Below are 13399 nucleotides of genomic sequence, written 5' to 3'. Positions count from 1 at the left end.
CAGCCGGTGTCTTCGCTCTCCGACAAAACAACGACTCGAGAGGATCAGACCCCATGCGAATTCCATCTTCCGGCATGCGCCTCGTGCCCATGCTCGCCCTGGCCTGCGCCTTGTCCGCCTGCGGTGGCGGCAACGGCGGCGGCGGCTTCTTCGGCGGCACGCCGACGCCGACGCCAACCACGCCCACGCCGCCCGCCACGCCCGACACCGGTGCGGCTCCCCTGAAGAGCTGCGCACCTTGACGAGACACCACGCCATGAACCGCCCCGACCAGCCCATGAACTCCCGCCGCAAGTTCCTCACCGGCACCGCCGCCACCGGCGCCGCCGCGCTCGCGCTCAGCGCCTTTCCGCCGAGCATCCGCCGCGCGCTCGCCATTCCCGCCAACAACGCCACGGGCACCATCAAGGACGTCGAGCACATCGTCATCCTGATGCAGGAGAACCGCTCGTTCGACCACTACTTCGGCACGCTGCCCGGCGTGCGCGGCTTCGGCGACCGCTTCACCATTCCGTTGCCGGGCGGGCGCAGCGTGTGGCAGCAGAGCGATGGTTCCGGCAGGATCGTCATGCCCTACCACCTCGACCAGTCCAAGGGCAACGCGCAGCGCGTGAGCGGCACCCCGCACGAGTGGGACGACAGCCAGAACGCATGGGACGGCGGGCGCATCTCGCAATGGCCGCGCTACAAGACCAATGCGGCCATGGGCTACTTCAAGGAAGCCGAAGTGCCTTTCCAGTTCTCGCTGGCCAATGCCTTCACGCTGTGCGACAGCTACCACTGCGCGATGCACACCGGCACCGACGCCAACCGCTCCTTCCACCTCACGGGCACCAACGGCGCCACCGCGCAGGGCGTGGCCTACGTCAACAACGAGTGGGACTGGCTCGACGGGCGCGCCAGCGCGGTCAACACCGGCTACACGTGGAAGACGTACGCCGAGCGCCTCGAAGATGCCGGCGTGAGCTGGATCTGCTACCAGAACATGCCCGACGAGTGGGGCGACAACATGCTGGGCGCATTCCGGCAGTTCAGGGCCGCCAACCGCGCTTCGCCGTTCCCGGTGTCCAGCGGCAACATCGGCGCGCCTTACTCCAACAGCGGCCAGGCGGTGCCCTACCACGCCTACGACGCGGCCAGCGACAACCCCGGCAACCCGCTGTACAAGGGCATCGCCAACACGCTGCCGGGCACCAAGCCCGAGGAGTACCTCGACGCGTTCCGCAAGGACATCCGCGAAGGCCGCCTGCCGCAGGTGAGCTGGATCAACGCGCCGTCGGTCTACTGCGAACATCCGGGTCCTTCCAGCCCGGTGCAGGGCGCATGGTTCCTGCAGGAAATCCTGGACGCGCTCACGGCCGTGCCCGAGGTCTGGAGCAAGACCGTGCTGCTCGTCAACTTCGACGAGAACGACGGCTTCTTCGACCACGTGCCTTCGCCCTCCGCGCCCTCGCTCGGTGCCGGCGACAAGCCCGCCGGCAAGACCACGCTGGCCGACGCCGACATGGCGCACGAGTACTTCACGCAGCCGCCGCCGGCCGGCAGCAGCTCGCAGCCCGCGCCCGACAAGCGCGTGTTCGGCCCCGGCCCGCGCGTGCCGATGTACGTGATCTCGCCGTGGAGCCGCGGCGGCTGGGTCAACTCGCAGGTGTTCGACCACACCTCGGTGCTGCGCTTCATCGAGGCGCGCTTCGGCGTGAGGGAAACCAACATCTCGCCGTTCCGCCGCGCGGTGTGCGGCGATCTCACGAGCGCCTTCAACTTCGCCACGCCCAACGCCGAGGCACTGCCCACGCTCACCGGGCGCACCACCCGGTCGTCGGCCGACAAGCTGCGCGCCGACCAGCAGGCACTGGCGCAGGTGGCCCTGCCGCTCGATCCGCAACTGCCGCACCAGGCGACCGGCACGCGTCCGTCGCGCGCACTGCCGTACGAGCTGCACACCAGCGCCAGGGCCGATGCGATCGGCGGCAAGGTGCAGCTGCTGTTCTCCAACACCGGCAAGGCCGCGGCGGTGTTCCACGTGTACGACAAGCTGCACCTCGACCTGCAGCCGCGCCGCTACATGGTGGAAGCGGGCAAGGCACTCGACGATGCCTGGACACCGGCCGCCGGCGACAACGGCCTCTACGACCTGTGGGTGCTCGGCCCGAACGGCTTCCACCGCCACTTCAAGGGCAACGTCGGCACGCTGCGCGCTGGCGACGCGGCCATCCCCGAGGTGCGCGTGTGCTACGACATCGCCAACGGCAATGTCTACCTGAGCATGCGCAACGACGGCAAGGCCGCATGCAGGTTCACCATCGATGCCAAGGCCTACCGCAACGACGGGCCGTGGACCGCGACCGTGAACGGCGGCGCCAGCACCGAGCAGCACTGGGAGCTCGCGGCCAGCGGCCAGTGGTACGACTTCGCGGTGACCTGCGATGCGGACCCGGCTTACTACCGCCGCTTCGCGGGGCGCGTGGAAACCGGCAGGCACACGGTGAGCGATCCGGCGATGGGCCAGGCCGTCTGACGGCCTGCTGAACGACGCGTCATGGCATGACGCAACACGGCGAGGTGCGGGTGCATGCAACGTGCGCTTACACCTCGCCGTTTCGATTCATCCCGGTGTCATTCGGGATTTCTAGCCTCGAGTGCACAACACCAAGAGGATCTTTCCCATGCGACTCGTCTCCCTTCGCGCGTGCTTCGTGCCCGCGCTGTTCACCCTTGCCTGCGCACTGTCCGCCTGCGGCGGAGGCAGCGGCGGCGGCGGTGGTGCCATCGGCCTGCCGGGCACCGGCACCGGGCCCACGACACCGGCTCCTCCCGCCACGCCGGACACCGGCACCAAGCCGGAGTTGCGCTGCGCGCCCTGACCCGCCACGCTTGCCCACCCTCCATGAAGAACCACAACAACGCCCACATGAATTCACGCCGCAAGTTCCTCACCGGCACCGCCACCACCGGCCTCGCCGCCGTCGCGCTCAGTGCCTTTCCGCCGAGCATCCGCCGCGCGCTCGCCATTCCCGCCAACAACGCCACGGGCACCATCAAGGACGTCGAGCACATCGTCATCCTGATGCAGGAGAACCGCGCGTTCGACCACTACTTCGGCACGCTCAAGGGCGTGCGCGGCTTCGGCGACCGCTTCACCATTCCGCTGCCCGCGGGCCGCAAGGTCTGGCAGCAGCTCGACGCCGCCGGCAACGTGGTGGTGCCCTACCACCTCGACAGCACGCAAGGCAACGCACAGCGCGTGTCGAGCACGCCGCACACCTGGGTCGACGCGCACAACGCGTGGGACGGCGGGCGCATGTACCAGTGGCCGCGCTACAAGAAGGCCGGCAAGACGCCCTTCATGCAATCGATGGGCTACCTGCAGGAGGCCGAGCTGCAGTTCCAGTTCGCGCTGGCCAACGCCTTCACGCTCTGCGACGACTACCACTGCGCGATGCACACCGGCACGCACGCCAACCGATCGTTCCACTGGACCGGCACCAACGGCCCCACGGGCGCCAACGTGGCCTACGTGAACAACGTGAACGCGTGGAGCTCGACCGGCCCGTCGACCGAGGGCTACGAGTGGAAGACCTACGCCGAGCGCCTGCAGGAAGCCAACGTCAGCTGGATGGTCTACCAGAACATCCCGAACAACTACGGCTGCAATCCGCTGCTCGGCTTCAAGCCCTACCGCAAGGCCAACGAGATGTCGCCGAAGCCGGTGAACACCTCGCTGCCGCAGGGCGCATCGCCGGCCTACGCGCCCGGCGACGACGCGGGCAACCCGCTGGTCAAGGGCACGGCCAACACGCTGCCGGTGGCCGACCAGGCCGCCTTCGACGCGGGCGCGATCATGGACGCGTTCCGCGCCGACGTGAAGAACGGCCGGCTGCCGCAGGTCTCGTGGGTGATCCCGCCGGACGTGTACTCGGAACACCCCGGCCCTTCGAGCCCGGTGCAGGGCGCGTGGTACATCCAGCAGGTGCTGGACGCGCTCACCGCCGTGCCGGAGGTCTGGAGCAAGACCGTGCTGCTGGTCAACTTCGACGAGAACGACGGCTACTTCGACCACGTGCCTTCGCCCTCCGCGCCCTCGCCCGATCCCGATGCGGCCACGCTCGCGGGCAAGAGCACGCTGTCCGCGCAGGACATGGCCTTCGAATACTTCACGCACCCCGCGCCGCCCGGCATTCCCACGGCGCAGCCCGCGCCCGACGGCAACGTGTACGGGCCGGGCATGCGCGTGCCGATGTACGTGATCTCGCCGTGGAGCCGCGGCGGCTGGGTCAACTCGCAGGTGTTCGACCACACCTCCGTGCTGCGCTTCATCGAGGCGCGCTTCGGTGTGAAGGAAGACAACATCAGCCCGTTCCGCCGCGCGGTGTGCGGCGACCTCACGAGCGCCTTCAACTTCGCCACGCCCAACGCGGAGACGCTGCCGGTGCTCGCGGGCAGCCGCACCAAGGCCGAGGCCGACAAGCTGCGTGCCGACCAGGACGTGCTGCCGCAGGTGGTGCCGCCGACCGGCGGCGCGCTGCCGCAGCAGGCCACGGGCACGCGGCCCTCGCGCGCGCTGCCGTACGAACTGCACACCAGCGCCAGGGCCGACGCGGCCAACGGCAAGCTGCAGCTGCTGTTCTCCAACACCGGCAAGGCCGCGGCCGTGTTCCATGTGTACGACAAGCTGCACCTCGAGCGCCTGCCGCGACGCTACACGGTGGAGGCAGGCAAGGCACTCGACGACGCGTGGACGCCGGCCGCCGCGGACAACGGCCTCTACGACCTGTGGGTGCTGGGCCCCAACGGTTTCCACCGCCATTTCAAGGGCAGCCTCGCCGCACAGCGCGCGGGCGGCACGCCGGTGCCCGAGGTGCGCGTGTGCTACGACGTGGCCAACGGCAACGTGTACCTGAGCATGCGCAACGACGGCGCAGGCACGTGCAGGTTCAGCATCGCGCCCGTGGCCTACCGCACCGATGGTCCGTGGACGGCCGAGGTGACGGGCGCGGCGCCGAAGGAGCAGCACTGGGAGCTCGCCGACAGTGGCCAGTGGTACGACTTCGCGGTCACCTGCGATGCGGACCCGGCTTACTACCGCCGCTTCGCCGGCCGCGTGGAAACCGGCAGGCACACGGTGAGCGATCCGGCGATGGGTTTGCCCACGCCCTGAGCGCGGGCAGGCGGGGCAGGCGCCGCGGCGTGCGGGTGCCTCGTACCGCGCGGCATCTGCGCACCGCCGGAACCGCAGGCCTCAACGGCGCATGGTGTCGAGCTGCGTGACCGGCGCGCTGTCGTTGCCCCAGGAACCGCGCACGTAGGTCAGCACGGCGGCCACGTCGGCCGCGTCGAGCACCTGTCCGAACGGCGGCATGCCGTAGGGACGCGGATTGCCTGCGGTCGTCGGCAGGAAGCCGCCGTGCGAGACCACCTGGATCAGGTTGGTGGGCTGCGCCATGTTGACGGCGCGGTTGCCCGCGAGCGGCGGATAGGCGCCCACCGCGCCCTGCCCCTGGTCGCCGTGGCAGTAGGCGCAGCGCTGGTCGTAGATCTTCGCGCCGCGCGCCATGGTGCCGGCGTCGCGGCGGATGGGCGCCTTCGCGGGCGCGGCCTCGGGTGCCTCGGCGGCCGCTGCCTTCGGCAGGTCCTTGAGGTAGCTGGCCATCGCGCCCAGGTCGGCGTCGCTCAAATGCTGCGTGCTGCGGAAGACCACGTCGGCCATCGGACCCATGACGGAGCCGCGCGGCGACACGCCGTTCTTCAGCAGCGCCACCACGTCGGCCGCGGGCCAGTCGGCCACGCCGGCTTCGTGCGGGTCGGTGAGCGAAGGCGCGTACCAGTTCTCCACCGCGATCAGGCCGCCCGACAGGCCGAGCCGCGTGTCCGTGGCGCCCAGCGAATTGCGCGGACCATGGCAGGCGATGCAATGCCCGAGGCCGTTGACCAGGTAGGCCCCGCGGTTCCACTCGGCGGGCTTGCCCGCGTTGGCGACGAAGGGTTCCGGGCTGAACGACAGCGCACGCCACACGGCGAGCGCCGCCTGCGTGTCGTACGGGAAGCGCAGGCGGTGCACGCGATTCGCCTGCGCGGCGGCGGGCACGCTGCGCAGGTAGGCATAGATGGCGTCGGAATCCTCGCGGGTGACCTGCGTGAAGTTGGGATACGGGAACGCGGGGTACAGCAGCCGGCCGTCCTTGCTGCGGCCGTTGTGCATCGCGCGCCAGAAGTGCGCGCTGCTCCAGCTGCCGATGCCGGTGCCGTTGTCGGGCGTGAGGTTGCTCGAGTAGACGGTGCCGAAGGGCGTGTCGATCGGCAGCCCGCCCGCATAGGGCGCGCCGCCGCGCGTGGTGTGGCAGCCGGCGCAGTTGCCGGCCAGCGCGAGGTAGCGGCCGCGCTCGACGAGCTGCGGCGTGGCCTGGAAGGCTTCCGCCTTTTCGGGCAGCGGGTCTTCGCCGCGCAGGTTCATCGCCACGACGATGCCGGCGGCCACGGCCAGCAGCACGAAAAGGCCGAGCAGCGTCCAGGCGACGCGCCGAAGCTTCATGGCCGCGGCTCCGTCACTTGTTCGCCCCGGTGGTGCCGCCACAGGCGATGGGCATCGGCGCGGGCAGCGATGCGGCGGGCTTGGCATCGGCAGGCATCGGCTGCGTGGCGAGCCAGCTGGCCACCGCGTTGACGTCCGAGGTCTGCATGCGGCGGCCGACCTCGGCCATGCAATCGGGCGCCTGCGCGTGCCGCTCGCTGGTGAGCCATGCGCCCAGCTGCGAGGACAGATACAGGCGCGGCAGGCCCAGCAGCCCCGGCGTGGCGGGCTGCACGCCCGTGAGCGCGGCACCGTGGCACTGCACGCAGGCGGGCAGCCTGCGCGCAGGGTCGCCCTGCAGCGCGAGCGTGCGCCCGCGCGCGAGCACCTCGGGCGTGGCGTCGCTCGCGGGCGAGACCGGCGGGTACGGCAGGTCGAGCCCCGCGAAGTAGTCGGCGATCTCGCGCAGGTAGGCGTCGGACATGTGCTGCACCATGTACGCCATGTCGGTGTTGAAGCGGCGCCCGTCGCGAAAGCTCACCAGCTGGTTGTACAGGTAGCCGGCCGGCTTGCCCGCCAGGCGCGGGAAGTAGCCCGCATTGCTGGTGGCGCCCTCGCGGCCGTGGCAGGCGATGCAGGCGGCCACGCGCTGCTCGATGGTGTCGGGCACGGTGGCGGGCGTGGCCGCGCCCGCCACGACGTGCCAGGCGAGCAGCAGTCCGGGCGCAAGAAAGCGCAGTCCGCGCACCGTCATGTGCCGGCGGCGAAGCGCGCCAGCGCGATCAGTCCTGCGATCAGCAGCAGCACCACTACCAGCGCCACGCCGATCAGCGGGAGGATGCCGACCTGCGAGGTCCGCTTGTCGGCATCGGCCCGGCGGCCGCCCAGCCCGATGAAGCTCCAGAGAACGGCGCGCACCGCGCCCATGAAATTGGACATGGACCGAGTGTGGCCCGAACGGGCAAGAAAAAACAGATGCAGATTCACTCCAATTGACCGGTGCAGATAAAGTGCTGGCGGATGAACGCCCTCTTCCGATGAAGCGCTACGAAGCCCTGGCCGCCGACATCGAGGCCTCGATCCGCAACGGCACGCTGAAGACCGGCGACCGCCTGCCCTCGGTGCGCCACACCGGCGAGAGCCGCGGCGTCAGTGCGTCGACCGTGTTCCAGGCCTACTACCTGCTCGAGGCGCGCGGGCTGGTGCGCGCACGCGACCGCTCAGGCTATTACGTGACCGGCGGCGGCCTGCGCGACGCGCCGCCCGAGTCCATCCACACCTCGCGGCCCGCCGGCGGGCCGCTGTCGCTCGACGTGAGCGGGCAGGTGTTCGACATCCTCGAGGCCAGCATGTCGCGCAAGGTGGTGCCCTTCGGCTCGGCGTTCCCGAGCCCGCTGCTGTTCCCGCTGCAGCGGCTCGGCCAGTTCATGGCCGCCAGCGCCAAGTCGCTCGATCCGTGGAGCACGGTGGACGACCTCACGCCCGGCAGTGCGGCGCTGCGCCGGCAGATCGCGCTGCGCTACCTGGCGGAGGGCATCCAGTCGCCGGCCGACGAGATCGTGGTGACCAACGGCGCGCTCGAGGCGCTCAACCTCTGCCTCGCGGCGGTCACCCGGCCGGGCGACGCGGTGATCGTCGAGTCGCCCACCTTCTATGCCGCGCTGCAGGCGCTGGAGCGCCGCGGCCTGCGCGCCATCGAGGTGCCGACGCATCCGGGCGAAGGCATCGACCTCGGCGCGCTCGAAGCGGCCATCGCGGCGCACAGGCCCACCGCCTGCTGGCTCATGACCACCTTCCAGAACCCGCTGGGCAGCCTCATGCCCGACGCGAAGAAGAAGGCGCTGGTCGAGCTGCTGGCGCGGCACCAGCTGCCGCTGATCGAGGACGACGTGTACGCCGAGCTCTATTTCGGCGAACGGCGCCCGGCACCCGCCAAGGCCTTCGACACGCAGGGGCTGGTGCTGCACTGCTCGTCGTTCTCGAAGTGCCTGGCGCCGGGCTACCGCATCGGCTGGGCCTCGGCCGGGCGCTTCGTGCGGCAGGTCGCGCGCGAAAAGCTCACGGCCTCGCTGGCCACATCGGCGCCGTCGCAGCTCGCGCTGGCGGGCTACCTCGAAAAAGGCGGGCTCGACAAGCACCTGCGCCGGCTGCGGCAGACGCTGGCGGTGCAGCAGGCCACCTTCGCGCAGGCCGTGGGGCATTACTTTCCAGCGGGCACGCGCGCCACGCGGCCGCTGGGCGGCTACTTTCTCTGGGTGGAGCTGCCGCCGCAGGCGAACGCGCTGCAGATCCACCGCCAGGCGCTGGAGCTCGGCATCAGCGTGGCGCCGGGGCCGATCTTCTCGGCCACGCGCGCCTTCACCCACTGCCTGCGGCTCAACTACGGCCACCCCTGGGACGCGGTCAGCGAGCGGGCGATGCAGACGCTAGGCCGCCTGGCCGGCGAAGCGTCCTGAACAGGAGGAAGGCCGCGATGCTCACGTTCAGCAGGTTGAACGCGATACCGTTCAGGAAGGCTGCGTGGTAGCTGCCCGTGAGGTCGAACACCTTGCCCGACATCCAGCCGCCCAGCGCCATGCCGAACAGCGTGAACATCAGCACCGTGCCCACGCGCGCGCCGGCTTCCTTCGGCGGGAAGTGCTCGCGCACGATGATCGCGTACGAGGGCACGATGCCGCCCTGGAACAGGCCGAACAGCGCCGAGATCACGTAGAGCGGCACCAGCCCGTCGAAGGGCAGGAACAGCAGCAGCGCCACGCACTGCAGCACGCCGCCGAGCATCAGCGTGCGCAGCCCGCCGATGCGGTCGCAGATGGCGCCCGACACCAGCCGGCTCACGATGCCGAAGCCCAGCATCAGCGACAGCATCATCGCGCCCTGTGCCGGACCGTAGCCCAGGTCGCCGCAGTACGCCACGATGTGCACCTGCGGCATCGCCATCGCTACGCAGCAGGCCACCCCGGCCACGCACAGCAGGCCCTGCGCCGTGCCCGTGCTCAGGCCGAAGGGCCGCGTCATGTCGCGCACCGCGGTGGCACCCGGCGCCGCGGGCGCGGCCTCGGCCAGCGCGGGCGGGCGGGCGCGGAAGAAGAGCGCCAGCAGCGCCATCGACACGCCGCAGAAGATGCCCATGCCGATGTAGGTCTGGCGCCAGCCCACGGTGTCGACGAAGTGCTGCGCGATCGGCGGCCACACCGCGCCCGCCAGATAGTTGCCGCTCGCGCACACCGCCACGGCGATGCCGCGCCGCTTGACGAACCACAGCGAGGTGTCGGCCACCAGCGGCGCGAACGCCACCGAGCTGCCCAGCAGGCCGACCAGCAGGGCCTGCACGACGGTGAACGACACGATGCCGCCCGACAGGCCCGTGGCGACATAGCCGACGCCGAGAAAGACAGAGCCCATCAGCAGCGGCCACATCACGCCGACGCGGTCGGCCAGCTTGCCCATGAGCACGCCGCCGAAGCCGAAGCCCAGCATCAGCAGCGTGTAGGGCAGCGAGGCCTCGGCCCGATCGATGCCGAACTCGGTCTGCACCGCGGGCAGCATCACCGACACCACGTACATGCCGCTGCTGCCGACGGTCATGACGAGCAGCGTGAGGGCCAGGCGCGCCATGGCATAGCGCGAATCCGCCTGGTGGGCGGTTGTCTCTTGGGTCTTCATTGTTTTTCTCCGAGGCGAGGATACCCCGCGAGCGGCGAAAGCGCAGGGACGCCGCCCCGCCGGCAGCGCGTGGCCACCGCGGCGATGCTGCAGGCGCTCAGCGCGCGGGCGTCACGACGCCCGCCTGCGCCTTGGGCATCGGCCCGCTTGGCGGCTTCGGCTTGTCGTCGCAACCGGCCGTCAGCAGGCCGAGGCAGCAGAGAAGGACAAAGGCAATGCTTCGCATGAGGCGGATGCTATGCCGGTGCGCCGGCGCGTCAAGTCGGACACCGCGCCGTACCGCGCGGCATCACCAGGCGTCGAAGACGTCCTGCGCGATGCCGAAGCCGGTGCTTGCGCCGGTGCCGCTGGTCACCAGCACCACGCGCGTGGCGTCGTCGGGCGCGTCGATCACGCAGGGCGCGGTCTTCGAAGACGGGTACACGCCGGTCCACCGCTCGGTGACCTGCGCCGTCTCCAGGTTCAGCGTGCTGCGCAGGTGGCGCAGGATGAGCTGGTCGACCTCTTCCATCGCGAACGGCTCGGGCGCGTCGCCGTAGTGGTGCGAGTCGCCCACCACCAGCGAGCCGTCGGCGCTCTGCACCACGATCAGGTGGATGCCGTGTTCGAGCGAGGCCGCCTCCTCCTGCTGCAGGCGCGCGCGCAATGCCGCCGCCTCGGGCAGCGTGCTGTAGCCCTCATAGCGCACCAGGCTCAGGTCCATCATCACCGAGCCCGGCAGGCGGAAGCCGGCCTCGGGCTTCACGCGCAGCATCTGCAGCCGGCACAGCGTGAGCTCGTGCGCGGCGATGCGATCGGCGAACAGGCCGTGCAGGTCGGTGTTGGTGCAGACCGCCACGCGCTCGGCGTGGAGCGTGCCGCGCGAGGTGCGCACGCGCGGCGCTTCCACTTCGAGCACGGCTTCGCCGAAGCGGAAGCTCACGCCGTGCGCCTCGGCCAGCCACTTCGCGAGCCGGCCGATGGCGGTGCGCGATTCCACGCGCAGCTCGTGCGGGCTGAACAGCACCGACTGCGCATCGGCCAGTGCCAGGGCCGGTGCCTTGGCCTGTGCGTCGGCGGCATCGAGCAGCTCGCAGGACTCGCCCATCGGCGTGCGCATGAAGGCCTCGAGCACGGCGTTCGCCTCGGGGCGGTAGGCCGCGAGCCACAGGTTGCGGTGCACGACGTCGATGCCGGCGTACGGCGCGATCCGCTGCCACACCTCGCGTGCCTGCATGGCGCGGCGCCAGGTGTCGCCCGGCGCCTGGCCGGTGATGGTGATGAAGCCGAAGTTGCGGATCGACGCGCCGATGCAGGCGGCGTCGCGCTCGACCACGCACACCTTCAGGCCGCGCAGCGCGGCGGTGTAGGCATGGGCCAGGCCGACGATGCCGGCGCCGACCACGATGAGGTCGAAATGATCGGGATGGTTCGCTTGCGTGCCGGTCATCTACCGGTGTCTCCAGGTTTGGGTGCGCTTGAGCGCCCAGTGCCCCGCGAGCGCGAACACGCCCCGGCCGATGGCGGCCGTGAGCATGATCAGCGAGGCCATGGCCGCGGCGGGCGCGACGTCGCCGGCGTCGTCCATGTTGAGCACCGCGATGGCCGCCAGCGTGGTCTGCGGCGAATAGAGGAACACGACGGCCGACACGGTCGTCATCGCGTTGACGAAGAAATAGCCGCCCACGTTGAGCACGGTGGGCAGCGCCACCGGCAGGTGAACGCGCCACAGCGTGCGCCAGAACGGCACGCCCATCGACTCGGACACCAGCTCGTACTCCCGGTCGAGCTGGCGCAGCGCGGTGAGCGAGGTCAGGTGCGCCACCGAGAAGAAGTGCGCCACGGTGCAGACCACCAGGATGGTCATGCTGCCGTAGATGGCGCGCAGCGGATTCGAGGGCGAGATGAAGAAGAAGATGTAGCCCACGCCCAGCACCAGCCCCGGCACCGCCAGCGGCAGGTTGGCCAGCAGGTTCAGCAGCTCGCGCAGCGGGCCGAAGTGGCGCGGCTTCTCGACGAGGTAGGCCGAGATGAAGGTGACGAACGCGCCGGCCACCGCCGCGCACACCGCCAGCCGCAGCGAGTTGAAGTAGCTGCCCCAGCCGCCGCCGTCCATGTTGCTGAAGTCGTAGTTCTTCAGCGAGGGTGTGAGCTTGTACGGCCAGTAGGTGGCCAGCGACGCGAACACCGCCATGCCGATCATCACCCCGATGGCGAGCGCCGTGAGCACGCAGAACGCGAGCAGCGCGCGGTCGCGCGACTTCACGGGCTCGGGCTGGTAGGGCGTCGCGCGCGCCGAGAGCGCAGCGGCCTGCCTGCTGCGCGCGCGCCGCTCGACCAGGAACGACAGCACCGCGGGAATGAGCAGCACTAGGCCGACGACCGCGCCCATCTGGAAGTTCTGCTGTCCCACCACCTGCTTGTAGATGTCGGTGGCGAGCACGCCGGTCTGGCCACCCACCACCTTCGGCACGCCGAAGTCGGTGATGACCAGCACGAACACCACCATTGCGGCCACGATCAGCCCGTAGCGCGACGACGGCAGCGTCACCGTGCGGAAGATGCGCCAGCGCGAGGCGCCCAGCGTCTGCGCGGCCTCGTACAGCCGGCCGTCGGACGTGGCCATGGCGGTGGTGAGGATCAGCAGCGCATGCGGCAGCGTCCAGAACACCGAGCCGAGCACGATGCCCAGCGGGCCGTAGATCGACGCCTCGCCCAGCAGCCCCTTGAACAGGCCCTGGTTGCCGAAGAGATACACGAGGCTGATGGCCGGCAGCAGCGACGGCGCGAGCAGCGGCACGAGCGCCACCGCGCGCAGCACGCCCTTGCCCGGCATGCACGACAGCGTGAGGCCATAGGCGTACACGTACGCAATGCCCGTGCAGATGACAGCGCTGATAGCGGCCAGCCCCAGGCTGTTGAAGGCCGATTGCACCAGCGCCGGGTTGTCGAGATAGCGCGCGAAGTTGGCCAGGCCCACGAACGCCCCCGCGCGGTCGAAGAAGCTCTGGCCGACCAGCGCGCCGACCGGCAGCGCGACGATCACGACCAGCAGCGCCACCATCAGCGCGACGGCTGCGCCGGTCAGCCAGCGCTCGCGGTCGAAGGCACTGCGTCTCGGCATCGTCACGGGCCGCGCGGCGATGGCGTCGGGTGTGCTGCTCATGCGGGAGCACCCATGGAACCGGCTTGGCCGGGCCGCCGGGTGCGCCCCCTCGAGGGGGGATCCGAAGCGACACGAAGTGC

At 70.4% G+C, this 13399-nt stretch carries 12 protein-coding genes; 5 read left to right on the top strand and 7 right to left on the bottom strand.

The features are described from left to right. Positions 1-53 precede the first annotated feature (53 nt). The 4 genes from AACL56_RS08090 to AACL56_RS08075 all read left to right on the top strand — a co-directional run bounded on the left by AACL56_RS08090 (position 54) and on the right by AACL56_RS08075 (position 5158). On the top strand, positions 54-242 hold the full coding sequence (locus AACL56_RS08090; RefSeq protein WP_339089312.1) for a hypothetical protein: 189 nt from the start codon (positions 54-56) through the stop codon (positions 240-242). Between the two features lie 35 nt (positions 243-277). Continuing rightward, positions 278-2518, top strand: a complete 2241-nt coding sequence (locus AACL56_RS08085) for a phosphocholine-specific phospholipase C (RefSeq protein WP_339092825.1) — start codon at positions 278-280, stop codon at positions 2516-2518. Between the two features lie 148 nt (positions 2519-2666). After that, positions 2667-2864 carry a hypothetical protein gene (locus AACL56_RS08080; protein ID WP_339089311.1) on the top strand — a complete coding sequence of 66 codons (198 nt, stop codon included), beginning with the start codon at positions 2667-2669 and terminating at the stop codon, positions 2862-2864. A gap of 47 nt (positions 2865-2911) precedes the next feature. Then, positions 2912-5158 (top strand): phosphocholine-specific phospholipase C, encoded by a 2247-nt coding sequence (locus tag AACL56_RS08075; protein WP_339089310.1) that lies wholly within the window; start codon positions 2912-2914, stop codon positions 5156-5158. 81 nt (positions 5159-5239) lie between these two features. On the opposite strand, the gene AACL56_RS08070 is transcribed toward AACL56_RS08075, so the two are convergent. From AACL56_RS08070 to AACL56_RS08060, 3 genes are read right to left on the bottom strand one after another with little or no spacing between them, the layout of a single operon-like run. Beyond that, positions 5240-6529, bottom strand: a complete 1290-nt coding sequence (locus tag AACL56_RS08070; protein WP_339089309.1) for a cytochrome c — start codon at positions 6527-6529, stop codon at positions 5240-5242. 13 nt (positions 6530-6542) lie between these two features. Then, on the bottom strand, positions 6543-7262 hold the full coding sequence (locus AACL56_RS08065) for a c-type cytochrome (protein WP_339089308.1): 720 nt from the start codon (positions 7260-7262) through the stop codon (positions 6543-6545). Continuing rightward, positions 7259-7447, bottom strand: a complete 189-nt coding sequence (locus tag AACL56_RS08060) for a DUF2970 domain-containing protein (RefSeq protein WP_339089307.1) — start codon at positions 7445-7447, stop codon at positions 7259-7261. The genes AACL56_RS08065 and AACL56_RS08060 overlap by 4 nt, the downstream gene beginning before the upstream one ends. A 98-nt stretch (positions 7448-7545) precedes the next feature. Here AACL56_RS08060 and AACL56_RS08055 point away from each other — a divergent pair, with 98 nt between their 5' ends. Then, positions 7546-8964: a PLP-dependent aminotransferase family protein gene (locus tag AACL56_RS08055; RefSeq protein WP_339089306.1), complete on the top strand. Its 1419-nt coding sequence runs from the start codon at positions 7546-7548 to the stop codon at positions 8962-8964. Here the strand turns inward: AACL56_RS08055 and AACL56_RS08050 are convergent. The 4 genes from AACL56_RS08050 to AACL56_RS08035 form a co-directional block, all read right to left on the bottom strand. Then, positions 8912-10174 carry an MFS transporter gene (locus AACL56_RS08050; protein ID WP_339089305.1) on the bottom strand — a complete coding sequence of 421 codons (1263 nt, stop codon included), beginning with the start codon at positions 10172-10174 and terminating at the stop codon, positions 8912-8914. The genes AACL56_RS08055 and AACL56_RS08050 overlap by 53 nt on opposite strands. A 97-nt stretch (positions 10175-10271) precedes the next feature. After that, a complete protein-coding gene (locus tag AACL56_RS08045; protein ID WP_339089304.1) occupies positions 10272-10400 on the bottom strand; it encodes a hypothetical protein in 129 nt (42 codons plus the stop codon). Between the two features lie 63 nt (positions 10401-10463). Further along, the gene (locus AACL56_RS08040) at positions 10464-11603 is read right to left on the bottom strand and encodes a TIGR03364 family FAD-dependent oxidoreductase (RefSeq protein WP_339089303.1); all 1140 of its coding nucleotides are present in this window, start codon (positions 11601-11603) and stop codon (positions 10464-10466) included. Beyond that, complete coding sequence (locus AACL56_RS08035) at positions 11604-13319, bottom strand: putative 2-aminoethylphosphonate ABC transporter permease subunit (protein WP_339089302.1); 1716 nt, start codon at positions 13317-13319, stop codon at positions 11604-11606. Positions 13320-13399 lie beyond the last annotated feature (80 nt).

The sequence above is a fragment of the Variovorax paradoxus genome (assembly GCF_902712855.1).
In the GTDB taxonomy this organism is placed as follows: domain Bacteria; phylum Pseudomonadota; class Gammaproteobacteria; order Burkholderiales; family Burkholderiaceae_C; genus Variovorax; species Variovorax paradoxus_Q.
Note: the sequence above shows the minus strand (reverse complement) of the source record. Positions and strands in the feature narration are given on the sequence as shown.

Excerpts from the sequence above, each read along its gene's own strand:
- AACL56_RS08090 (WP_339089312.1), top strand. The coding sequence starts at position 54 with ATGCGAATTCCATCTTCCGGCATGCGCCTCGTGCCCATGCTCGCCCTG.
- AACL56_RS08085 (WP_339092825.1), top strand. The coding sequence starts at position 278 with ATGAACTCCCGCCGCAAGTTCCTCACCGGCACCGCCGCCACCGGCGCC.
- AACL56_RS08035 (WP_339089302.1), bottom strand. The coding sequence starts at position 13,319 with ATGAGCAGCACACCCGACGCCATCGCCGCGCGGCCCGTGACGATGCCG.
- AACL56_RS08065 (WP_339089308.1), bottom strand. The coding sequence starts at position 7,262 with ATGACGGTGCGCGGACTGCGCTTTCTTGCGCCCGGACTGCTGCTCGCC.
- AACL56_RS08050 (WP_339089305.1), bottom strand. The coding sequence starts at position 10,174 with ATGAAGACCCAAGAGACAACCGCCCACCAGGCGGATTCGCGCTATGCC.
- AACL56_RS08045 (WP_339089304.1), bottom strand. The coding sequence starts at position 10,400 with ATGCGAAGCATTGCCTTTGTCCTTCTCTGCTGCCTCGGCCTGCTGACG.
- AACL56_RS08055 (WP_339089306.1), top strand. The coding sequence starts at position 7,546 with ATGAAGCGCTACGAAGCCCTGGCCGCCGACATCGAGGCCTCGATCCGC.
- AACL56_RS08040 (WP_339089303.1), bottom strand. The coding sequence starts at position 11,603 with ATGACCGGCACGCAAGCGAACCATCCCGATCATTTCGACCTCATCGTG.
- AACL56_RS08080 (WP_339089311.1), top strand. The coding sequence starts at position 2,667 with ATGCGACTCGTCTCCCTTCGCGCGTGCTTCGTGCCCGCGCTGTTCACC.
- AACL56_RS08060 (WP_339089307.1), bottom strand. The coding sequence starts at position 7,447 with ATGTCCAATTTCATGGGCGCGGTGCGCGCCGTTCTCTGGAGCTTCATC.
- AACL56_RS08075 (WP_339089310.1), top strand. The coding sequence starts at position 2,912 with ATGAATTCACGCCGCAAGTTCCTCACCGGCACCGCCACCACCGGCCTC.
- AACL56_RS08070 (WP_339089309.1), bottom strand. The coding sequence starts at position 6,529 with ATGAAGCTTCGGCGCGTCGCCTGGACGCTGCTCGGCCTTTTCGTGCTG.